This is a genomic window from Sporofaciens sp. SGI.106 (assembly GCF_050314255.1).
Classification (GTDB): Bacteria; Bacillota; Clostridia; order Lachnospirales; family Lachnospiraceae; genus Claveliimonas.
On sequence record NZ_JBNPMZ010000019.1, the window covers coordinates 1 to 21,391 of the forward strand.

Below are 21,391 nucleotides of genomic sequence, written 5' to 3' on the forward strand. Positions count from 1 at the left end.
CAGCCATTTCCAATTCCTTTTCCAACCACTTTTCATACGCTTCCGCTACAATTTGTCTGTTATAAGGCTCAAGTTCTTCAAATAAACAGGAATGAAAACCATATTGACTGGAAACTTCTTTTAGAAATACCATGGCACCATATGATTTCATTTCCCCTCTGATAAAAGTGTAAATTCTTCCTTTCTCAAGATTATCTTCACAAAAAACAGTCCCATCGCCCAGATAATCAAGTTCGTTTTCTACACATCTTATTTTTCGGACATTAGGATTAAATACATTAACTGCTGTTATTTCTTCTACTGATTTCATTATTAAATCCCCTCGTATCTTTTACTAATGAAATGATAATTCTTCTTTGCTGCAAAGCGTCATATAAAAATGTCTCTTCTCTACCGTTTTGCCTTGGACATAATCGCAAGATGATTGCTCCAACTAATTTGTGTCAGCAGTGCTGACACAAATACATCATTGCAGTAAATCCTCGACTTCTTATTACCACCATCCCTAATGTGTTTTATCATATCAAAAATAAGAACGCAAAGATTTGTTTTATATATTTCACCAATAATAAACTCATTTTCACTCGATAAACTCGAAATATTTTTTGTTATTTTTCCTGTTATTTCAGGCTTTCATCAATATTTTCGAGTGGAAATCGAGTTTTTATCGAGTTTCACTCGATTTCATATATTTACTGGAACGCCCTGCTCCAACTAATTGAATCAAAGATTCTCCTCGCATCTTATCCAAAGCACTTCTTGCTTGCTGCTTAGTAAATCCGCACAATTCTCTGGTTTTTTCGTTTGTTATAGATCCATTACCTTCAATATATTCCATAATCATTTCTTTTGCCTTAATATACTGAATTGATCTGTCTTTCGTATATTCCACTGTAGATTTTACTGCCTCATACGTTCTGGCAGTCAGCATATACTCTTTCCCAGAGACTTCAATCAAGCCATCTCTACTCATATCGTTAAGACTTTTTTGAGCCATATCTCTTGTTCCCTGTATTAGATCTGTTGCCGTGGCAAGAGAAATCCTACGATTATCTGTTAAATAACGCAAAATCATTAACTCAGAAAGCGAAAAATTCCTTTGACGTAAATTTTGTTCTCTAGCCACAAACTTCACAAATTCCACGTCATAAATAGCACTATAAATTGACAGTGACACCGCATCATTATATGCTCTGTATTCCGGATATGGTTTACCGGAAGACACCATATCTCTAAAAATAATATCTACACCCTGCCCCGTTCTCTGAACATACTTTAACCGTTGCAGTGTTTCAGCAATCAGCTTATTCCGTGGCACAGAAGGATGAGTAATAATGTTGTGTTCTGTAATACCTTCTGGAAATCCTCCTGGATTTTCAATCACAATTTTATCCTGATAATGTTTCACATACACAGCCGCCTGGTTCTGGTAATCTCTGTGTGCCAGAGCATTCAACAGCGCTTCCTGAAACACCCTTTCTGAAAAATCTACGATTTCCAATCGAAAAAGTCCCACCTGAACATTTACAATTCGGTTCGCATCCTGTATCTTCTCAGAAAGTCTGTCGATTACAGAAATAATCGGCGCTGTCATATCCAGTCTTGCATCATATTCTTCCAAATTTGACTGTGAATAATGCAGATAAATAACCTCTGCCTGCGGAAGAAGCCGATGAATTGCCTGCTCTTTTCCTACGAAAAGTAATCCAGCTATCGTTAACTTCAAATTCCCTGCATCATATTTAGTGAGTCCCAGGTCACTCAGAAAAGCCATATCTTCCATTTCTGAAAGTGTAGATTCAGGATCCCTTGCTTTCAATTTTTCCTTTAATTTATAAATTTCCAGCTTATTAATATCATCTTCTGTACTTTCCACTATAATTTGTCCGGAAAAATCAGGATTCTGAACAGCAGAATATTTATTACTCATCTCATCTGGATAATATGGTTTAGAATTCTTACTAAGCCTTCTTAACATCTGCCATCCGTCGTTGCATATGTTGTTCCATCATGCTCAACAGATAAAGTAATCACTGTCTTGCCCTGATATTCAATCTCCCCAGCTTCTGTAAATAAAGGCGGTCTTGTTTTATCATAAATAGCTTCCACAATATTCTGTAAATCATAATTACCTGTGCATCCAGTAACTTCTCCATTATCTTCCACGCCAAAATAAACAGTTCCACCTTTGCTATTAGCAAACGCAATTAATTCATCTACCACTAACGCAATGCGTTCTTTCATGCCGGAAGCCTTTACCCAAGATTTAAATTCTGTATTAATGGATTCTCCCTTTTGAAGAACTTTTTCGAAATCTAATCTAGTCACTGAATCACCACTTTCCCTTATTTTACGTATTACGATACATTGCCCAAAATATTATTATTTTATCTATTTTACCATACAAGATTAATAAAATGGGCAATAAAATAATTTTGTCCATTCATTTCCAAATTAGACATTGACAACAATATATTGAAAATTTGTGTAAAATCTATACAAAAAATTCATGGCAGATAATCAACACCATTATCTGCCACGTAAAATAAAATATACAATTATTTTTATTCAAACTCTATTGTTGCCGGCGGTTTCGGGCTCATGTCATAGCACACTCTGTTTACATTCTCCACTTCCATCAATATCCGGTTGGTAATCTTCTCCAGCACTTCCCAATCCACCTTTTCAATGCTTGCTGTCATGGCATCGATGGTGTTGATTGCACGGATGATTACCATATACTCGAAGCATCTCGCATGGTTCTTCATACCTACGCTCTTGAAATCCGGTACTACCGTGAAGTATTGCCATACCTTCTTATCCAGTCCGGCCTTTGCGAATTCTTCACGAAGGATTGCATCGGACTCGCGGACTGCTTCCAGACGATCTCTGGTGATTGCACCAAGGCATCTCACACCCAGTCCCGGTCCCGGGAATGGCTGACGGTATACCATGTGTGGCGGCAATCCAAGCTCGATTCCGCAGGCACGTACCTCGTCTTTGAAGAGCTGCTTTAACGGCTCTACCAGGTCAAACTGCAGGTCTTCCGGAAGTCCTCCTACATTGTGGTGTGATTTTACCATCTTCGCTGTCTTGGTTCCGCTCTCGATGATATCCGGGTAAATGGTTCCCTGTCCAAGAAAATCGATACCGTCTAATTTTCTTGCCTCTTCTTCAAATACGCGGATGAATTCTCCGCCGATGATCTTTCTCTTCTGTTCCGGATCTGCTACGCCGGCCAGTTTTCCAAGGAATCTCTCGGTTGCATCTACGTAGATGAGATTTGCGTGCAACTGATTCTGGAATACCTCTACTACACTCTCGGATTCATTTTTTCGCATTAGTCCATGGTTTACATGAACGCACACCAGCTGCTGCCCGATTGCTTTCAGGAGAAGTGCTGCCACAACAGAGGAATCCACACCTCCGGACAGGGCAAGCAGAACTTTCTTGTCTCCTACCTGGCGTCTTACCAGTTCTACCTGATCTTCAATAAAGTTTTTCATATTCCAGTTCGGCTCTGCTTTACAGATGTCGAATACGAATTTTTTCAGGGTTTCTTCATCCGGCAGCTCAGCCAGATTCTGTTCGCATTTTGCAGTCGGATGATCTACTGCCATCACCGGATATCCCTGTTCGTAAATGGCAGGATTTACTTCTACCGGAACACCGTCCACTACACGATTTTCGCCGCCATTTAAAATGATTCCTTTTACATTATCAAGCGCATTCAACTCCTCCGGAGTAATGTCATGCGGGTGAATCTCGCTGTACACTCCCATGTCACGAATGGCTCTTGCCAGCACTGTATTCTCGGTACTTCCCATATCCAGAATTACAATCATATCCTGTTTCATAAGTGTTCTCCTCTCACCAAACATATCAAATAAGCATTTCTAGTTCGCATCTGATGTGTAATTATCAAAATATCCCTGTACCAGGATTACCGGTGTTCCCTTATCACCGGAGCCGCTGGTCAGATCGCAGAGCGAACCGATCAAATCGGTCAGACGTCTCGGCGTAGTCCCCTGTGATGCCATATTTCCGACCAGATTATCCTGTTTCTCCTGAATCCTCTTAGAAATTGCTTCTTTCAGCGCCTCACCGGACAAATCCTTGAAATCATTATCCGCCAGATATTTCAGCTTGATTTCATTCGGTGTTCCCTCAAGTCCCGGTGTGTGTGCCACGGATACACATGGGTCGGCAAGCTCCCATATCTTTCCTACCGGATCTTTGAAGGCGCCGTCACCATATACCATAACTTCTACATGCTTTCCTGTCTTCTCCAGAATCTGTGCCTGCACTTCTGCTACCAGATCAGAACAGTCGCGCGGGAATAACTTGACAGATTCTTCCGTGGATTTATTAGAGCCCAGAAGTCCATATTTTTCATTACATCCACTTCCGTTTACCGGGCTGGTAAGAATGTCGTCCATACCGCATACCACTTCTGCACCTGCCGCTTTCAGAATGCGTTTTGTCCGCGCACGTGTGTGGATATCACAGGTAATAACCTTCTTCGTATACTTCAGGATTTCTCTCGGATTATTTGCGAAAATGACTTCTACCTCTGTTCCTTCACCACGAATAAGGCTGCCGTAATATTCGACATAATCTACTCCGGTAAATGGATGCTTATTTTCTCCGAACAGTTCTCTGTAACGCTTCTCATCCAGCACATCGCTGTACGGATTAATGCCGGCTTCATCAAGCTGATCCAGTGATACCAGCTCATTTCCAACTTCGTCACTTGGATAGCTCAGCATCAGAACCACTTTTTTCGCTCCTCGTGCCATACCTTTCAGACATATGGAGAAACGGTTTCTTGATAAAATCGGGAAAATAATTCCGATCGTCTCTCCGCCTAATTTTGTCTTTACGTCCTCTGCAATGTCGTCTACGGAAGCATAATTCCCCTGGGATCTCGCCACGATAGATTCTGTCGCCGCGATAACATCTCTGTCATTCAGCTTAAATCCTTCACTTTCCGCTGCTCCCAGCACACTCTCAACAATGATGTCTGCCAGGTTATCTCCTTCTCTGATAATCGGACAGCGGATACCTCTTGAAATAGTTCCTACTCTTCTTTCCATACCTTTTTCCCCCTTGTTTGGTTACTTCCACTTTATCACATCGTCTTCATTATTTCAAACAGAACCGAAGCTAACACCACGCACATTCCCAGAAACAGCATAAATCCGGCTATGGCCAGCAATATAATAAAAGTCTTTGTTTTCTCTTTTGATAAAAGTCCTTTATCATATCCCGGCTGTCCCCGGTGAATCAAGTAGTTACCGATATAAATAAGAAATGGTGCAGCTCCTCCATATATAAGATAAATACCAACGGTTGCCGGAGGAATTCCCATCATCTGTATAGATGCTGCCGCCCCCATAACATCCTGCCCGCCATCTTGTGTCAGACTGCCAAGAACCGCCATCATTAACACCGGAACTGCATTATTGATAAAATGAAAGAGCATATTGTAAAACATATTTTCCGTTTCAAATAACAGATATCCCATAGCGATACCCAGCATCATGGTCGGAATCATGCGCCAGATACTTCCATGAAATGCTCCGAAAATGGCCGATACAATAAGAATTGCTGCCCAACGGCTCTTCATTGTCCGGAAACAGGAAAGCAGCGCTCCGCGAAATGCCATTTCCTCACAGATGGCAGGAGACAGCGCGACGACGAAAAGTCCTAATATAGTCGGAAGACTATCGATCATTCCCTGAACTCCCTGACTTGCCCCCATTACTTCAGCCGGGAAGAAATAGGCAATAATGATAGTGACCGTCATGCTGGCCAGATATGCTCCCAGCCAGAGAACCAGGGTACCCATCACCTTAGAGAATTCTGGTCTCTTAAAGGGAAAAATCATTTTCATTTTCCCGTGAAATATCACAAATACTCCCACCGCAATTACGACCAATAGTATTTCTGTTATTAATGAGCTGAATATTCCCAGATAAGGTGCCAGCATATCTGCCAGCCAGAAAATATCCAGGAGATATAATGCGATCAGAAGGACTGCCACTCCATAGGGTTTCAATGTTCTTTTGTTCATAATGCCACTTCCTTTTTCAGTCTTGTTTTATTCTTTAACCCCAGTACTCGCTTCAAGTCGTTTCTTTTCTATGCTCTCTGCGTGTAGAACGGACAGATTCTTCGAATACACTGCTCATTCTCCCGGTCAAATGTACAGCTGATTTTCTCCGGAATCTCCAATTCCACACCAAATTCCTCCCTGATTACTTTTGCAGCAGTCACAACCGCAAGGAAAGAGTCTCTCTTACAGCATCTTGGTCCACTGATGCTTCCGATGCTCTCGAGTGCCCGGGCTGTCATCAGATTCGACTGTCCCCAGGATTTCCCGCTGAGCGGTGTTGCTTTCTTTAAAATACTGTAAGCGATGCCCGTACTGACTGCAGCTCCGCAGCAGCCCCAGAATCCGCAGATACCTCCCGGCACTTCTTTTCCCCGTCTTACCATCTCGGTCATTGCCCACTCATAGTCAAGATTGCCGCCGCAATTGCGAAATGCTGTTAATATTGCCGCGCCGACCAGCACATGATGTTCCGGACCGTGCATATAAATATATGGATTCTCCATAATTTCCTGCATAAGTGTGATTGGATTTCTGCTTTGGGAACCGCGGCACATCTCCTCGATTACCTCAATTCCCCTTTTACTGTGGCAGTCATCACACACATAATGATCATCTTCGCAGCTTACATTATTTTCAAAAATTTTATGACAGATACTGCATTCCATCTCTCTGGCATTTTCATAATAAACCAGTGGTTTTCCACACACCAGACAGGCTCCTCGTTTATTTTCCATAGCGATTCCTCCCATTTTTTGTCGTAACTCTATTCTAACACAGCACAGGCAATATGTAATCAAACTTTTTGTGAATTTTTTATGTCGTCTTTTTTATTTGATTTTTGGGGATTTCTTCTTAAGAATTTGTGGAAAAATATTCAGAATTTCTTCAGAATTTCCTCTGCTATATCTTTATTTCTTTTCGATAGAATGTACACAGAATAAAGAAAAGGCACTTAACTATACATTAATGGAAACACAGGGGGAAGTGACTATGAGAGAAGAAGAGACGATAAGAGCTAAAACACTGCAGGCAGAACGATTTCTGCTGTCTATCCACCCATTTACAGAAATAAATTATCAACGCAGCTACTCCGCAGATTCTCTGATTCTATTATTTTTCACCTTCTCCGGAATTGGCTGGCTATGGGAAGTATTTTTACATATTATTGAGGACAAAATGATTATTAACCGTGGGGTTATGACCGGTCCCTGGCTGCCTATCTATGGAATTGGCGCCCTTTTGATTCTTCTGGTTCTGAAGAAATGGCGCAGCAGACCATCCGCTTTATTTGGCAGGATCATTCTGCTCTGCGGTGCAGTGGAATATCTGACCAGCGTGGGACTGGAGCTGTTATTTGGCGTGCGTTGGTGGGATTACAGCGATATGCTCTTTCAGTTTCAGGGCAGAATATGCCTGGAGGGACTGTTGATCTTCGGACTGGGCGGACTTTGTATCGTGTACGTTGCCGCCCCGCTTTTAGACAATCTGTTCCGAAGATTATCTCCGGCGTCCCGCCAGGCACTTTGTGTATGTCTGCTGGTAATCTTCTGCGCAGATATGATATTTTCCATGTTTCATCCCAATATGGGATTTGGAATTACAACTTAATTTTCATGAATATTGCTCATGATGCTTGTCTATCTGACAAGTATCTGATCCAGAATCTCTCCGATAGGCGCCGCGATACTCAGCTCTGCTCCCACTTCTCTGGCAGTAGCGCTTTTATTGATGACTACCAGGTGTCTGCCGCGGAAATAATCAATAAATCCTGCTGCCGGATATACGACCAGTGAAGTGCCGCCGATAATCAGTGTGTCGGCCTGACTGATTTCCTGAATACTGCGCTGAATGACCGATGAATCCAGTCCTTCTTCATACAGCACCACATCCGGCTTAATGATCCCGCCGCACTCGCACCGGGGAATTCCCTCCGAATGTTTCACATATGCCGCATCGTAGAATTTCCCACATTTCCGGCAATAATTGCGATGAATGCTTCCGTGAAGCTCCAGCACGTTTTTGCTACCGGCCGCCTGGTGAAGACCATCAATATTCTGGGTAATCACTGCCGACAGTTTGCCCGCCTCTTCCAGCTGTGCAAGCTTGATATGAGCCGGATTGGGCTTTGCGTCCAGGAACATCATTTTCTCCTTATAAAATTCATAGAAAGCCTCCGTGTGATGCACGAAGAAAGTATGGCTTACGATCTGCTCCGGCGAATATTTATACTGCTGCTGATACAGTCCATCCGCACTTCGGAAATCCGGAATGTTGCTCTCGGTAGACACGCCTGCGCCGCCGAAAAACACGATCCGGTTACTATCATCTATGATTTTCTGTAATTTTTCTACTTCCTGTTCGTACATACCTGATCCCTCCTGCTTTATTCTCCATGATAACCGCGGAAGAACTCTGACAGAGCATCCAGTGTTTTCATCAGCACCGGAATCTCATTCTCGGAGAGCTTATCCAGAATCGCCTGTGTCATCTGATGATGATAATCCTCATGATGGCGGTATGCGGACTTTCCCTTTGCGGTCAGACGCACATACACAACTCTCCGGTCCTTCTCGCTTCGATGACGCTCCACATATTTTTTATTTACAAGATTATTCATGGCTGTTGTCAGTGTTCCCACTGTAACATTCAGTTTTTTTGCAATGGAGGACATGTTATTTCCTTCACCCGGTCCGATTGCCTCGATAACATGCATATCGTTATTGGTGATATCCTTAAATTCTTCGGTTATGATGGCTTTTTCTTCCTGCTCCCATATTTCATTGATCAGATGAACCAGAATATCATTTATCGTCTTGTAGGCGTCCATTGCTTCTCCTTCTCTAACAATCCCATATTCAGGAATGTTTCTGACATTCCTGTTTCTGTGTGCGTCAGTCTGCTGATATTTCCATTATACCCGCATTTAAAGCAAAGAATCAATGACTTCTTGCACAGTTTCCACTTTATCTGCACGATATGCATAAGCACCACAGAAAAGAAGTGCTTCCTCCGTCTCGCCCCTGGCTGCATGAATCAGCGCATCGGTAATACAGTAAGGGATTTCTGCCGGATTACATTTATGGAGGCAGCCGTGACACGGTGTGTGCGGAATGTGCTCACCTGCCAGGACCCGTTCCATGAACCGGTTCTTAATTGCCCTTCCCGGCATGCCTACCGGACTTTTTACAATAACAATATCCTCTTCCTTTGCCCGGATATAAGCCTGTTTATAACGTACATCCGCATCACATTCCTCTGTAGTGACGAACCTGGTCGCCACCTGAATGGCATCCACTCCCAGTGAAAATGCATATTCCGCCTGTTCTCTGGTACAGATTCCGCCTCCGACTGCCACCGGAATCTTCTTCCCGTATCTGGTCCCGTATTCTGCCACTGTCTGTAAGATTTTTTTAATCTCCTGTGCGTAGTCCTCTGCACGGTCTTCATACTGATAAATCTGTTCCTTCGTAAATCCCAGATGACCTCCTGCATTGGGACCTTCAATCACCACAAGATCCGGAACGATTCCGTATTTTTTATCCCAGTATTTTAAAAGTACCTTTGCAGACCGGTCTGTGGATACGATTGGTGCAAGTCTGGTTCTCGATTCACGGTTTTTTATATTTTCTTCCGTTTCTTTGACGATTCTTGGAAGATCCGTGGGCAGTCCTGCTCCGGATACAATGATATCCGCTCCCGCTTCTACCGCTGCTGCCACATATTTTTCATAGTGGCGCATTGCCACCATAATATTGAATCCAATGACACCCTGCGGTGCAATATTTCTTGCTTTCTCATATTCTTTTTTTAACGCACGCAGATTTGCCTCCAGAGGATTTTGATCAAAATCAGGCTCCCGAAAGCCAATCTGGGCGGCAGAGATGATTCCTATGCCGCCCGCTTTCGCAACAGCACCGGCAAGCCCGGACAGACTGATTCCAATTCCCATACCGCCCTGCACCACCGGCACTTTTACTTCCATATTATCCAAATAAAATGGTTTGTATTTCATACTAATCTCCTACATATTTCGGAAACGCTCATAGCGATGAGCGGTCAGTTCCTCCTCAGACATTTTTTCATATGTCTTTAAAAATGACTCTATTTCCACATTTAGAATATCCGTCACCTGTTCCTGGTTCAGAATTGTATAATTTTCCGGTTCCGGAATCACCTGTTCAATGATTCCCTGTCGGTATAAATCTTCTGCGGTCAGTTTCATAACCTCCGCAGCTTCTTTTGCCCTGCTGCTGTCTTTCCAGAGAATACTTGCAAATCCTTCCGGTGAGAGAATGGAATAAATGGAATTTTCCAGCATCCATACTTCATCGGCTACTGCCATGGCAAGGGCTCCGCCGCTTCCGCCTTCTCCGATCACAACGGAAAGTACCGGTACTTTCAGGTTCGACATTTCAAAAAGATTTCTTGCGATTGCTTCCCCCTGTCCTCTTTCTTCTGCTTCCAGCCCGCAAAATGCTCCCGGTGTATCTACAAAGCAAATGACCGGACGGCCGAATTTTTCAGCCTGTTTCATGAGTCTGAGTGCCTTTCGATATCCTTCCGGGGAAGGCATTCCAAAGTTGCGCTCTACATTTTCCGCTGTGGTTGTCCCTTTCGTCTGAGCAATCACTGTTACCGGTTTTCCGTGGAATCTGGCCACACCACCCACGATCGCTTTGTCGTCTGCAAAATACCGGTCTCCATGAAATTCTATAAAATCTGTAAATAATTCCTGAATATAATCACTTCCCACAGGTCGGTCATTTCGACGGGATATCTGTACTCTCTCCCATGCGGTCAGATTTTTCTGCTCTTCACATGGTTTATCGACAGTAGCCTGCTTTCTGTTTTCGCTCTCTTCTTTATTTTCTTTATCAGCATTTTCATGCAGCTTTATAATATCAGACAAAACTTCTTTCTGTTCCTCACGCGCAACGATACGGTCGATGAAACCGTGCTCTAACAGAAATTCTGCCCGCTGAAATCCTTTGGGAAGTTTCTGTCTGATGGTCTGCTCAATGACCCTCGGTCCCGCAAATCCGATCAGCGCCCTGGGCTCTGCCAGGATCACATCTCCCAGCATGGCAAAGCTTGCCGTCACTCCTCCGGTCGTCGGCTCTGTCAGAACAGAAATATACAGAAGTCCTGCATCACTGTGACGTTTCAGAGCCGCTGATGTTTTTGCCATCTGCATAAGGGAAGTAATCCCCTCCTGCATTCTGGCACCTCCGGAACAGGCGTAGAGCACAACCGGAAGCTGTTCATCTGTTGCCCTCTCAATAGCTCTGGTAATTTTCTCTCCGACTGCCCAGCCCATACTGGCCATCAGAAAACGCCCGTCACAGACACCGATCACCACATCACTTCCATTAATCCTGGCACGACCGGTCACTACTGCTTCCCGAAGCCCGGTCTTTTCCTGCAGTCCGGCTATCTTCTCTTCATAGCCTTTGTACTCCATAGGATTGGGGCCAAGCAGATCCTGATCCCATTCCTCAAAGCTTCCTTCATCTGTGATCATCTGAATCCGGCGATATGCATGTACACGGAAATATCCACCACATTTTGGACAGATGTAATTTCCTGACCTGACATCTTCTGCAATGATAGCAGCTCCACATTTATTACATTTGCGAAGCAGGCCTTCCGGAACTTCCGGTTTCTGCGTACGCACTGTAATATAGCCTTTTTTGGCAGATACAGATTTTGTTTTCTTAAACATATTTTCCAATTTCATACTCTATCACTCTTCCATATGCTCAATAAATTCTATATCAATATTTCCCGCCAGATAATCCGGATGATTCAGAATCTCATACTGGTAATCCACATTTGTATCGATTCCTTCTATAATAATCTCACCCAGTGCACTCTGCATTTTACGGATCGCTTCATTCCTGTTTTTTGCCCATACAATCAGCTTTGCAATCATGGAATCATAATATGGCGGAATGGTGTAACCGCTGTAAATCGCCGAATCAATCCGAATTCCTTTTCCGCCCGGAAGGTACATATCTGTGATGGTTCCCGGAGACGGCCGGAATCCCTTTTCCGGATTCTCGGCATTAATGCGGCATTCAATCGCATGTCCGGTCAGATGCACGTCTTCCTGTTTCAGAGAAAGCGGTTCCCCGGAGGCAATCCGGATCTGCTCCTTGATCAGGTCCACTCCCGTCACCCATTCCGTAACCGGATGTTCAACCTGAATACGGGTATTCATTTCCATAAAATAAAACTGATTATTTTTCTCCAGGAGAAATTCTATTGTTCCTGCATTCACGTATCCAGCTGCCTTCGCAGCCTTCACCGCAGCCTCACCCATTTTCTGTCTGAGTTCTTCCGAAATGGCAGTACACGGAGACTCTTCGATCATTTTCTGATGATTTCGCTGAATAGAGCAGTCACGCTCTCCCAGATGGATGACATTTCCCATGCTGTCTGCCAGAATCTGAAATTCGATGTGTCTCGGATGACGGACGAAATGCTCAATATACATGGTATTGTCGCCAAATGCCATCTGGGCTTCCTTCTGGGCTGTGCGAAAGCTATTTTCAAATTCTTCCGGCGTGTCTGCCACACGCATACCCTTGCCTCCGCCACCGAGAGCCGCCTTTACGATTACAGGATAACCGATCCGGTCTGCCTCCCTGGCTCCGGTCACAGTATCATAAATCGGTTCACTGCTTCCCGGTATGACCGGGACTCCGGCATTTACCATGGTGTTGCGTGCTTCCTGTTTGTTACCCAGTCTTGCGATCACCTCAGAACCCGGGCCAATGAAGGTAATGTGGCACTGCTCGCACAGCTCCGCAAATTTGCTGTTTTCTGAAAGGAATCCAAAACCCGGATGAATGGCATCTGCACCGGAAACGATGGTAGCGCTGATAATACGCTCCATGCTCAGGTAGCTTTCTGCCGAAGGTGCGGGACCAATGCAGACCGCTTCATCTGCCAGCTGCGTGTGGAGCGCCTCCTTATCAGCCTCCGAATAGACAGCAACAGTCTCAATGCCCATTTCCCGACACGCACGGATAATCCGCACCGCAATCTCACCGCGGTTTGCAATCAATACTTTTTTAATCATCCTCTTCCACCTATCCAATCATAAAGGTCAGTTCTGCACTTACAACGACCTTGCCGTCTACACTTGCAATTGCTTCCCCAATTCCCATGGGGCCTTTACTTTTGATAATCCGGGTCTCCAGCTTCACCTTATCTCCCGGAACGATTTTCCCTTTGAATTTACACTTATTAATGGCACCAAAATATGCCACTTTCCCTTTATTTTCCTCTTTGCTCAAAATAGCGACTGCACCAACCTGAGCCAGTGCCTCCACCGTCAGAACTCCCGGCATTACCGGCTCCTGCGGAAAATGCCCCTTAAAAAAATCCTCACGATAGGTGACACATTTATATCCAACCGCAAACTGCCCCGGCTCATAGTCTTCAATATAATCGACTAAAAGAAATGGGTGGCGGTGCGGTATAATTTCCTTGATTTGATTAATATCTAAATGATTCATCTCTATCTCCTTTTGTTGGGGACGTAGCAAAATGCATTTTGCTACGTCCCCAATAAACATTTGTGGTGTACCCATTTGACTTTTGTGGTGTACCCACCTACACAATTCGAAACAACGGCTGGCCATATTCCACTGCCTGACCGTTCTCGACCAGCACTTCCTCAACGATTCCATCGTACTCGCTTTCGATTTCGTTCATGAGTTTCATTGCTTCCACGATTGCAAGTGTCTGGCCCTTCTTTACAACATCCCCGACGGACACGAATGGTGCGGCGTCTTCTGCCGGTGCCACGTAGAATGTGCCCACCAGCGGTGATTTTACGTAATTTCCTTCTTTTACCGCAGCCGGTTTTTCCATCTTGTTTTCAAAAACCTCTGCCACTGTCGCTTCTGCCGCAGGTATTCCGGCCAGGACAGACGTCTTTTTCTTTTCTTTGCTAAGTCTGATTCGGACTCCGTTTTCTTCATATCGAAATCCGGTCAGTTCTGAGTCTGACACTGTTTTGATTAATGTGATGAGCTGTTCAAATTCCATTTTCTAGTCCTCCACATATTTGCGAATCAGTATTGTCGCATTATGACCGCCAAAGCCCAGGGAGTTGCTCATGGCATAATGGATCGGTTTTTCGATTGGTGCACCGATTGCATAGTTCAGGTCACATTCCGGATCCGCTTCTGTTGTTCCTACTGTCTGATGAATGAATCCCTCTTCTACTGATTTTACGCAGGTGACGAATTCTACACCGCCTGCCGCGCCCAGAAGATGACCGATCATGGATTTGGTTGAATTGACGATTACGTTGTCAGCCGCCTCGCCGAATGCTTTTCTTATAGCGCGTGTCTCAAATAAGTCATTGTGATGGGTACTGGTTCCGTGAGCATTGATGTATTCCACCTCTTCCGGCTTCACCCCTGCCTCTTCCACGGCAAGCTCCATGGCACGGGCAGCGCCGCTTCCATCCTCGATTGGGGAAGTGATATGATATGCGTCTGCTGTTGCACCGTATCCCGCAACTTCAGCATAAATTTTTGCTCCACGTGCTTTTGCATGCTCCAGTTCTTCCAGAATGACTACGCCTGCGCCCTCGCCCAGAACAAATCCGTCTCTGTCCTTGTCAAATGGAATAGACGCCCGCATTGGATCTGTACTCTGTGACAATGCAGTCAGAGCGGTAAATCCGGCAACTCCTGATGGACAGATACAACTTTCGGTACCGCCTGCTATCATAATATCTGCATCACCATACTGAATGGCACGGAATGCATCTCCGATACAATGTGTTCCCGATGCACATGCTGTTACTACATTCGTGCATTTTCCGCGGAACCCGAGCTGAATGGAAATATTTCCGGCTGCCATATTGGAAATCATCAGCGGCACCATCAGCGGGTTTACTTTATTCGGCCCTTTTTCCACAATCTTTGTGTAATTGCTTTCTACCTGCTGCAGGCTTCCGATACCGGATCCAACGATGACTCCCGCACGGAAAGGATCTTCTTTCTCTATGTCAATTCCCGCGTCTGCATAAGCTTCTTTTGCTGCTGCCACAGCATACTGTGAAAATGGTTCCATTCTCTTTGCTGCTTTGAAATCCATATGTTCTTTCGCCACAAAGTCTTTCACCTCTGCCGCAATCTTTACTTTATAGTCAGAAGTGTCAAATTTGGTAATCTCACTGATTCCCACTTTTCCTTCCCGGATGCCGGCCCAGAAGTCTGCTACATTATTTCCAATTGGTGTCACGGCTCCAAGTCCGGTGACCACTACTCTTCGCTTCATCATATTGCCATTCCTCCATCTACCTGAATTACCTGTCCTGTAATATATCCGGCATCCTCTGATGCAAGAAATGCCGCTGTCTTTGCGATATCCTCCGGTTTTCCAAAAATTCCGAGGGGAATCTGCGCCTTTGTAGATTCTTTCACCTTATCTGACAATACCTCTGTCATTTCCGTCTCAATAAATCCCGGTGCGATTGCATTTACCGTGATTCCACGGGAAGCAAGTTCCCTTGCCGCGGCCTTGGTAAGTCCAATCACACCTGCCTTGGAGGCTGCATAATTTGCCTGTCCCGCATTTCCCATAATCCCTACTACGGAAGACAGGTTGATAATGCGTCCACTTCTCTGCTTCAGCATCTGCCGGGATACAAACCGGATAGTGTTAAACGCACCTTTCAGGTTCACATTTATCACCCGGTCAAAATCTTCCTCCGACATTTTCATAAGAAGACCATCCCTTGTAATCCCCGCATTATTTACTAAAATGTCAATGCGTCCGTATTTTTGAATCACATCCTGGATGAATGCCTCGCATTTAGCGTAATCTGACACATCACACTGGAAAAGCTCTGCCTGCCCTCCACAGGATTCAATCTCCTGCTTTACTTCCATTGCCCGGTCTGATGAACCGTTATAATTAATTACCGTCACAGCACCGAGTCCGGCAAGCTCCTTTGCGATTGCCCTTCCAATCCCCCGGGATGCTCCGGTTACAACTGCTATCTTTCCATCCAACATACTGACTCCTCCTACTTTAACGCATTTACTACTACTTCCACATCTTCCCACACACCTATATGGTACATGTTTACATCCCGGTTAATCTTACGCATAAATCCGCTTAATGTCTTACCCGGTCCGATTTCCACGAAGGTATCTACTCCCTCTTCGATCATCCGCTCCATGCTCTGTTCCCAGCGAACGGAAGAGCTGACCTGTTCCATCAAAAGTTCTTTTGTTTCGGAAATATCGTCCACCGGCTCTGCCGTCACATTGGTCACATAAGGCATCTGAAGAGATGTAAATCCCACCGTCTCCAGCACTTTTCCCAGCTTTTCTCCTGCCGGCTTCAGCATTGGAGAATGAAATGGTCCGCTGACATTCAGCATTACGGTACGCTTTGCACCGGCCTCTTTTAACTTTTCTGCTGCTTCTTCCACAGCAGAAGTCTCTCCGGTGATGACAATCTGTCCCGGACAGTTATAATTGGCTACGGACACCTGTTCCATATCACCAATCACATTCTCAATGGCTTCCCCTGACATACCAAGAATCGCCGCCATGGCTCCCTCACCTGCCGGAACCGTATTCTGCATCAGAATTCCTCTGGCACGCACCGTCCGGATAGCATCTGTATTGCTCATGCCGCCCGCAGCTGCAATGGCACAGTATTCTCCAAGACTTAATCCTGCCGTCATGTCCGGCGTAAGCCCTGCTGCCTTCACCACTTCTGTCATAGCCAGACAGGTGGTAACCATAGCTGCCTGCGTGTATTCTGTAATATCAAGTCTGTCATTTTTCTCAAAGCACAGTGCTTTCATATCCAGATCCAGAATCTCCTCCGCCTCATCAAACACTGCCTTTGCCAGGGGGCTCTTCTCATAAAAATCGGCTCCCATGCCTGCCTTCTGGGCACCCTGACCCGGATAGATAAAAGCTATCTTACTCATAAAAACCTGCTCCTTTGATTAACCCGTCTGTCTCATTTACCAGTTTCGTAATCAATGCCTTACAGGACATTTTCTCCTTTACCATGCCTGCAATCTGACCTGCCATCACACTTCCGTTCTTCACATCGCCCTCGACAACAGCCTTGCGAAGACCTCCCAGTGTCAAAAGTTCCAGTTCTTCAAAGCTTGCACCTTTATTTTCCAGCTCCAGATATTTTTTCGTCATATCATTGCGAAGTGCACGTACCGGATGTCCTGTGGTACGTCCTGTAACCCGGGAATCAATATCCTTTGCCTTGATGATGCGGTCTTTATAATTTTCATGTACGATGGATTCCTCGGTTACTACAAAATGAGTTCCCATCTGCACCCCTCTTGCACCCAGCATAAATGCTGCCGCAATACCACGTCCGTCTGCAATTCCTCCGGCTGCGATTACCGGGACATTAACTGCATCTACAACCTGTGGTACCAGTACCATAGTCGTATTTTCTCCGATATGGCCTCCGGCCTCTGTTCCTTCAGCTACCAGTGCATCTGCACCGCAGCGCTCCATACGCTTTGCCAGCGCAACGGAAGCTACTACCGGAATGACTTTAACACCGGCTTCCTTCCACATTTTCATATACTTTTCCGGACTTCCGGCTCCGGTAGTCACTACCTTTACGCCTTCTTCCACGATAACCCTGGCGACCTCATCCGCATACGGACTCATCAGCATAATATTTACACCAAATGGCTTATCGGTTAACTTTCGTGCCTCCCGGATCTGATCCCGTACCCAGTCCGCCGGTGCACTTGCGGCACCAATCAGTCCAAGCCCTCCGGCTTCCGATACAGCTGCAGCCAGATGATACTCTGCCACCCATGCCATGCCGCCCTGGATAATCGGATATTCAATTCCAAGCAGTTCCGTTATTTCTGTCTTCATACCTGTCCTCCGCTTATTTATGCTCTTCCAGATACTTCACTACATCACCAATTGTTGCAATCTGCTCCAGATCTTCTGTCGGAATCTCTACTCCATACTCTTCTTCCAAAGCCATGACAAGCTCAAATAAATCCAGAGAATCTGCTCCAAGGTCTTCCTTAAATGAAGAAGTTTCTGTAATATTGCTTTCCTCTACTCCAAGTGCCTCTGCTGTCATTTCAATAATCTTTTCTACCATTGTTATAATCTCCTTTACATTCTATCTTTTTACTCTTATGTTTCTATGACATCACAGCTGAATAAAGCCATGTTGTTCGCTAAATCTTCCAGTCAATAATATCTGCTCCCCAGGAAAGCCCCGCACCGAATCCTGCCAGCACAATTCTGTGTCCCGGTTGTAAAACCCGGCTTCTTCGCAGCTCGTCCAGAAGAATCGGAATGCTTGCGGAAGAGGTATTGCCGTATTCCTGCAGATTCATGGGAAATTTTTCTATTTCCACGCCCAGCCTTTTTGCCACAGCCTCTACAATCCTGCGATTTGCCTGATGCAAAATGAAATAATCAATATCTGCAATTTTCAGCCGGTTTATCTCCAACACCTCGCGTATTGCTTCCGGCACCCGTTTTACTGCAAATTGAAATACGCCCCGGCCATCCATTTTCATGTACCGATCTTCCTCCGGCATTTGCTGCCATCCCTTTACGTGCCCTCCCGGACAGGTCAGAGCCTCACCTTTCGCCCCATCGGAATGGGCTGCAATCTGATAATTCTTTCCTTCACATGCCTTCACAACGGCCGCTCCCGCCCCGTCACCGAAGAGAATACAGGTTCCGCGGTCTTTCCAGTTAATCAGATTCGATAAGCTTTCGCTGCCGATGACCAGTATGGTCCGGCACATACCGCTTGCCAGATAGGCAAGAGCTGTATTATATGCGAAAATAAATCCGCTGCAGGCTGCATTCAGATCAAAGCACACTGCCCGCTCTGCTCCCAGAATCTTCTGCACCTTGCAGGCTGCGCAGGGAAGTATCACATCTGAGGAAATGGTCGATACCAGGATCATATCCACATCCTTCGCATCTACCTTCGCGTCTTCAAGCGCCCGCTTTCCCGCCTCGGCTGCCATGGATACCGTCGTCTCATTTCCTATGATATGGCGTTTCACCACACCTGTGCGTTCCCGTATCCATTCATCACTGGTCTCCACCAGCTTTGCAATATCATGATTGTCCAAAATATTATCCGGTACATAAGAACCTGTTCCACAAATCATTCCTGTCATGGTGTTGTCCTCATTTCTTCTCTCTTCTACATGGTCTTAATTGACTCTTGAAAATGTTTTGACTTTCAAAGTATATACAACCTTGTTTTGAATGTCAAGTAGTTTGATTATCAAATTATTTGCTTTTTTCATTCTTTTCTTTATGCATAAATACCCATAACCGAAAAAATGGTGCCGGGCGAAATCCCGGCACCAAAATCTTTTCCTTATATTTATTACATCTTTTCCATAACTTCTATACCGCGCGGACTTCCTGCCACACCACCGATACCCGTCTCCCGGAGGCTGACATCCATCTTCTCGCCCACATCACGCATGGCATCAATAACCTGATCCACAGGAATCTGACTGATAATTCCTGCCAGCGCCATATCAGCTGCCGCAAGCGCATTCACTGCACCGCCTACATTTCTCTTTACACACGGAACCTCAACAAGTCCTGCAACCGGATCGCATACAAGTCCCATCAGATTTTTAAGCGCCATTGCTGCCGCATGTCCCATCTGATACACATCTCCACCCCGGAGATAAGTGATTGCAGCTGCCGCCATGGCAGAACCGGATCCTATCTCTGCCTGACATCCGCCTGCTGCTCCCGCAAGAAATGCACGGTTTGCAATGACCTGTCCCACTCCTGCTGCTACATACATGGCTTCGATCATCTTATCCTCCGGCACCTCTTTTTCCCGATAGTAAGCTACCAGTACTGCCGGCATCACACCACAGGCTCCTGCCGTCGGAGCTGCTACAATCCTCTTCATACAGGCATTATTACATCCCATCTTAAGTGCAATGGTCATAACCTTTGCCACAAAATCACCGCACAATGTATCTCCATTCTGCTGATAAGCCTCCATCAGACCGCCTTCACGTCCCACGAGACCGCTTCTTGAAATCAGATCCGGCTCATAAGCATCCACACTGTCTCTCATGGCGTGCCACATTCCGCGCATCTGCTCCCAGGACTCCTCTTCCCCGGCTCCGCGCTCATCGCAATCCTCCAGCTGGATTGCCTTCCAGAATTCAATATTCTCGTTCTTACATTTACTCTGTATTTCTTCTATCGCTCGAAATGACATACGTTCTTCTTATCCTCCTGACTTTTTCTTCTTATCCCCGAAAATGAACTAAACCATACCGGACACATTTAAGAATGTTACTTTTAAGATTCCCTCCATCTCGCGCAGCCACTCCAGCGCATGCTGAGAGATTACCTGATCCGTCTCTACAACCATTACTGCAAAACCGCCTCTCTTATCACGGAAAAGCTGCATCGTTGCAATATTAATTTTCTTACGGCTCAATACATTTGCCACATCAGACACGCAGCCCGGCTGATCAATATTGTGTACAATCAGCGTGTTATGTTCCGCACTAAAATTCACATCCATGTCATCAAGCTTGCTTACCCGGATTCTTCCTCCGCCTATCGAATATGCCTGAATCTTAAGCGGCGCCACTCCTTCTGCTTCCAGGACCAGATAGGCTGTATTCGGATGTGCTCCCCGGATTTCCTTTTTCTTAATGACAAAGTCCATACCCTCTTCCTTTGCCACCTCATAGCTTCCCGGAATTCGCATATCGTCAGGCTTCATTCCCAAAAGCCCTGCAACAAGTGCCTTATCTGTTCCATGTCCTTCTCCTGTCGCTGCAAAGGAACCGGACAGATAGATTTCCGCCTTCTCCGGCTGAGTTCCCAAAAGCTGTCTTGCAACCAGACCGATTTTCACAGCGCCTGCCGTGTGGGAACTGGAAGGTCCTACCATAACAGGACCCAAAATGTCGAAAATACTTGCCATAATGACTATACCTCTCACCTTTCTCTTTCGTCAGCATCATCTGCTGCGGTATTATTCTCCTGCTTTCCCCTTTTTTGCGGGAGAATTTCTACCTTCATTATACTGTTCTTTTGGGTGTATTACAAATATTTTTTATTTTTTTGCAAAAAGTATTTGCATTATTTTGAAATGTATGCTATTATACTTTTTGTCGAGCGGAGATGGCGGAATGGCAGACGCGCTAGATTCAGGTTCTAGTGGTAGCAATACTGTGAGGGTTCAAGTCCCTTTCTCCGCATAAGAAAA

At 45.3% G+C, this 21,391-nt stretch carries 23 protein-coding genes and 1 tRNA gene; 2 read left to right on the forward strand and 22 right to left on the reverse strand.

The genetic code is table 11. The features are described from left to right. From ACQRCC_RS12250 to ACQRCC_RS12280, 7 genes are all read right to left on the reverse strand, one after another. Window positions 1-310, reverse strand: a 310-nt coding sequence (locus tag ACQRCC_RS12250; RefSeq protein WP_427851068.1) for a hypothetical protein, incomplete at its 3' end; no start/stop codon positions are given. 354 nt (window positions 311-664) lie between these two features. Beyond that, window positions 665-1,978, reverse strand: coding sequence for an ATP-binding protein (locus ACQRCC_RS12255; RefSeq protein ID WP_427851069.1), 1,314 nt, complete (start codon window positions 1,976-1,978; stop codon window positions 665-667). After that, on the reverse strand, window positions 1,972-2,328 hold the full coding sequence (locus ACQRCC_RS12260) for an AlbA family DNA-binding domain-containing protein (protein WP_427851070.1): 357 nt from the start codon (window positions 2,326-2,328) through the stop codon (window positions 1,972-1,974). The genes ACQRCC_RS12255 and ACQRCC_RS12260 overlap by 7 nt, the downstream gene beginning before the upstream one ends. Before the next feature lie 236 nt (window positions 2,329-2,564). Next, window positions 2,565-3,857: a glutamine-hydrolyzing GMP synthase gene (guaA, locus tag ACQRCC_RS12265; RefSeq protein ID WP_427851071.1), complete on the reverse strand. Its 1,293-nt coding sequence runs from the start codon at window positions 3,855-3,857 to the stop codon at window positions 2,565-2,567. 39 nt (window positions 3,858-3,896) lie between these two features. Beyond that, window positions 3,897-5,096 (reverse strand): coenzyme F420-0:L-glutamate ligase, encoded by a 1,200-nt coding sequence (locus ACQRCC_RS12270; protein WP_427851072.1) that lies wholly within the window; start codon window positions 5,094-5,096, stop codon window positions 3,897-3,899. Between the two features lie 35 nt (window positions 5,097-5,131). After that, window positions 5,132-6,076 carry a CPBP family glutamic-type intramembrane protease gene (locus ACQRCC_RS12275; RefSeq protein ID WP_427851073.1) on the reverse strand — a complete coding sequence of 315 codons (945 nt, stop codon included), beginning with the start codon at window positions 6,074-6,076 and terminating at the stop codon, window positions 5,132-5,134. A gap of 68 nt (window positions 6,077-6,144) precedes the next feature. Then, window positions 6,145-6,852, reverse strand: coding sequence for a DUF5714 domain-containing protein (locus tag ACQRCC_RS12280; protein WP_427851074.1), 708 nt, complete (start codon window positions 6,850-6,852; stop codon window positions 6,145-6,147). Window positions 6,853-7,108: 256 nt separating this feature from the next. On the opposite strand from ACQRCC_RS12280, the gene ACQRCC_RS12285 reads away from it, so the two are divergent. Beyond that, window positions 7,109-7,726 (forward strand): putative ABC transporter permease, encoded by a 618-nt coding sequence (locus tag ACQRCC_RS12285; protein ID WP_427851075.1) that lies wholly within the window; start codon window positions 7,109-7,111, stop codon window positions 7,724-7,726. A 29-nt stretch (window positions 7,727-7,755) separates the two neighbouring features. Here ACQRCC_RS12285 and ACQRCC_RS12290 read toward each other — a convergent pair whose 3' ends face one another. The 15 genes from ACQRCC_RS12290 to sdaAB form a co-directional block, all read right to left on the reverse strand. Next, window positions 7,756-8,484, reverse strand: coding sequence for an NAD-dependent protein deacylase (locus tag ACQRCC_RS12290; protein WP_427851076.1), 729 nt, complete (start codon window positions 8,482-8,484; stop codon window positions 7,756-7,758). Window positions 8,485-8,501: 17 nt separating this feature from the next. Beyond that, on the reverse strand, window positions 8,502-8,945 hold the full coding sequence (locus ACQRCC_RS12295; RefSeq protein WP_427851077.1) for a MarR family winged helix-turn-helix transcriptional regulator: 444 nt from the start codon (window positions 8,943-8,945) through the stop codon (window positions 8,502-8,504). A 96-nt stretch (window positions 8,946-9,041) separates the two neighbouring features. Continuing rightward, window positions 9,042-10,130: an NAD(P)H-dependent flavin oxidoreductase gene (locus ACQRCC_RS12300; protein ID WP_427851078.1), complete on the reverse strand. Its 1,089-nt coding sequence runs from the start codon at window positions 10,128-10,130 to the stop codon at window positions 9,042-9,044. A gap of 9 nt (window positions 10,131-10,139) precedes the next feature. Continuing rightward, on the reverse strand, window positions 10,140-11,855 hold the full coding sequence (locus ACQRCC_RS12305; RefSeq protein ID WP_427851079.1) for an acetyl-CoA carboxylase carboxyltransferase subunit alpha: 1,716 nt from the start codon (window positions 11,853-11,855) through the stop codon (window positions 10,140-10,142). Window positions 11,856-11,861: 6 nt separating this feature from the next. Continuing rightward, window positions 11,862-13,202 carry an acetyl-CoA carboxylase biotin carboxylase subunit gene (locus ACQRCC_RS12310; protein ID WP_427851080.1) on the reverse strand — a complete coding sequence of 447 codons (1,341 nt, stop codon included), beginning with the start codon at window positions 13,200-13,202 and terminating at the stop codon, window positions 11,862-11,864. A gap of 10 nt (window positions 13,203-13,212) precedes the next feature. Next, complete coding sequence (fabZ, locus tag ACQRCC_RS12315) at window positions 13,213-13,641, reverse strand: 3-hydroxyacyl-ACP dehydratase FabZ (protein WP_427851081.1); 429 nt, start codon at window positions 13,639-13,641, stop codon at window positions 13,213-13,215. Window positions 13,642-13,738: 97 nt separating this feature from the next. Beyond that, window positions 13,739-14,176, reverse strand: a complete 438-nt coding sequence (accB, locus tag ACQRCC_RS12320; RefSeq protein ID WP_427851082.1) for an acetyl-CoA carboxylase biotin carboxyl carrier protein — start codon at window positions 14,174-14,176, stop codon at window positions 13,739-13,741. Window positions 14,177-14,179: 3 nt separating this feature from the next. Further along, complete coding sequence (fabF, locus tag ACQRCC_RS12325; RefSeq protein ID WP_427851126.1) at window positions 14,180-15,421, reverse strand: beta-ketoacyl-ACP synthase II; 1,242 nt, start codon at window positions 15,419-15,421, stop codon at window positions 14,180-14,182. After that, a complete protein-coding gene (fabG, locus tag ACQRCC_RS12330) occupies window positions 15,421-16,161 on the reverse strand; it encodes a 3-oxoacyl-[acyl-carrier-protein] reductase (RefSeq protein ID WP_427851083.1) in 741 nt (246 codons plus the stop codon). The genes fabF and fabG overlap by 1 nt, the downstream gene beginning before the upstream one ends. Before the next feature lie 11 nt (window positions 16,162-16,172). Further along, complete coding sequence (gene fabD / locus ACQRCC_RS12335; protein ID WP_427851084.1) at window positions 16,173-17,093, reverse strand: ACP S-malonyltransferase; 921 nt, start codon at window positions 17,091-17,093, stop codon at window positions 16,173-16,175. Next, window positions 17,086-18,024, reverse strand: coding sequence for an enoyl-[acyl-carrier-protein] reductase FabK (fabK, locus tag ACQRCC_RS12340; protein WP_427851085.1), 939 nt, complete (start codon window positions 18,022-18,024; stop codon window positions 17,086-17,088). Before fabK ends, fabD begins: the two co-directional genes overlap by 8 nt. Before the next feature lie 13 nt (window positions 18,025-18,037). Continuing rightward, window positions 18,038-18,262 carry an acyl carrier protein gene (acpP, locus tag ACQRCC_RS12345; protein ID WP_427851086.1) on the reverse strand — a complete coding sequence of 75 codons (225 nt, stop codon included), beginning with the start codon at window positions 18,260-18,262 and terminating at the stop codon, window positions 18,038-18,040. A gap of 79 nt (window positions 18,263-18,341) precedes the next feature. Continuing rightward, the gene (locus ACQRCC_RS12350; RefSeq protein WP_427851087.1) at window positions 18,342-19,307 is read right to left on the reverse strand and encodes a beta-ketoacyl-ACP synthase III; all 966 of its coding nucleotides are present in this window, start codon (window positions 19,305-19,307) and stop codon (window positions 18,342-18,344) included. A gap of 215 nt (window positions 19,308-19,522) precedes the next feature. Then, window positions 19,523-20,386: an L-serine ammonia-lyase, iron-sulfur-dependent, subunit alpha gene (sdaAA, locus tag ACQRCC_RS12355; RefSeq protein WP_427851088.1), complete on the reverse strand. Its 864-nt coding sequence runs from the start codon at window positions 20,384-20,386 to the stop codon at window positions 19,523-19,525. Between the two features lie 48 nt (window positions 20,387-20,434). Continuing rightward, window positions 20,435-21,106: an L-serine ammonia-lyase, iron-sulfur-dependent subunit beta gene (sdaAB, locus tag ACQRCC_RS12360; RefSeq protein ID WP_427851089.1), complete on the reverse strand. Its 672-nt coding sequence runs from the start codon at window positions 21,104-21,106 to the stop codon at window positions 20,435-20,437. Window positions 21,107-21,300: 194 nt separating this feature from the next. On the opposite strand from sdaAB, the gene ACQRCC_RS12365 reads away from it, so the two are divergent. Beyond that, a tRNA-Leu gene (locus ACQRCC_RS12365) sits at window positions 21,301-21,383 on the forward strand. Window positions 21,384-21,391: the final 8 nt, after the last annotated feature.

Coding starts and splice junctions, on each gene's coding strand:
- ACQRCC_RS12275 (WP_427851073.1), bottom strand. CDS start 6,076: ATGAACAAAAGAACATTGAAACCCTATGGAGTGGCAGTCCTTCTGATC.
- ACQRCC_RS12270 (WP_427851072.1), bottom strand. CDS start 5,096: ATGGAAAGAAGAGTAGGAACTATTTCAAGAGGTATCCGCTGTCCGATT.
- ACQRCC_RS12280 (WP_427851074.1), bottom strand. CDS start 6,852: ATGGAAAATAAACGAGGAGCCTGTCTGGTGTGTGGAAAACCACTGGTT.
- fabG (WP_427851083.1), bottom strand. CDS start 16,161: ATGTTGGATGGAAAGATAGCAGTTGTAACCGGAGCATCCCGGGGGATT.
- ACQRCC_RS12255 (WP_427851069.1), bottom strand. CDS start 1,978: ATGTTAAGAAGGCTTAGTAAGAATTCTAAACCATATTATCCAGATGAG.
- ACQRCC_RS12290 (WP_427851076.1), bottom strand. CDS start 8,484: ATGTACGAACAGGAAGTAGAAAAATTACAGAAAATCATAGATGATAGT.
- ACQRCC_RS12295 (WP_427851077.1), bottom strand. CDS start 8,945: ATGGACGCCTACAAGACGATAAATGATATTCTGGTTCATCTGATCAAT.
- ACQRCC_RS12300 (WP_427851078.1), bottom strand. CDS start 10,130: ATGAAATACAAACCATTTTATTTGGATAATATGGAAGTAAAAGTGCCG.
- fabZ (WP_427851081.1), bottom strand. CDS start 13,641: ATGAATCATTTAGATATTAATCAAATCAAGGAAATTATACCGCACCGC.
- fabF (WP_427851126.1), bottom strand. CDS start 15,421: ATGAAGCGAAGAGTAGTGGTCACCGGACTTGGAGCCGTGACACCAATT.
- accB (WP_427851082.1), bottom strand. CDS start 14,176: ATGGAATTTGAACAGCTCATCACATTAATCAAAACAGTGTCAGACTCA.
- ACQRCC_RS12305 (WP_427851079.1), bottom strand. CDS start 11,855: ATGAAATTGGAAAATATGTTTAAGAAAACAAAATCTGTATCTGCCAAA.
- ACQRCC_RS12310 (WP_427851080.1), bottom strand. CDS start 13,202: ATGATTAAAAAAGTATTGATTGCAAACCGCGGTGAGATTGCGGTGCGG.
- ACQRCC_RS12285 (WP_427851075.1), top strand. CDS start 7,109: ATGAGAGAAGAAGAGACGATAAGAGCTAAAACACTGCAGGCAGAACGA.
- fabK (WP_427851085.1), bottom strand. CDS start 18,024: ATGAAGACAGAAATAACGGAACTGCTTGGAATTGAATATCCGATTATC.
- sdaAA (WP_427851088.1), bottom strand. CDS start 20,386: ATGTCATTTCGAGCGATAGAAGAAATACAGAGTAAATGTAAGAACGAG.
- guaA (WP_427851071.1), bottom strand. CDS start 3,857: ATGAAACAGGATATGATTGTAATTCTGGATATGGGAAGTACCGAGAAT.
- fabD (WP_427851084.1), bottom strand. CDS start 17,093: ATGAGTAAGATAGCTTTTATCTATCCGGGTCAGGGTGCCCAGAAGGCA.
- sdaAB (WP_427851089.1), bottom strand. CDS start 21,106: ATGGCAAGTATTTTCGACATTTTGGGTCCTGTTATGGTAGGACCTTCC.
- ACQRCC_RS12350 (WP_427851087.1), bottom strand. CDS start 19,307: ATGACAGGAATGATTTGTGGAACAGGTTCTTATGTACCGGATAATATT.
- acpP (WP_427851086.1), bottom strand. CDS start 18,262: ATGGTAGAAAAGATTATTGAAATGACAGCAGAGGCACTTGGAGTAGAG.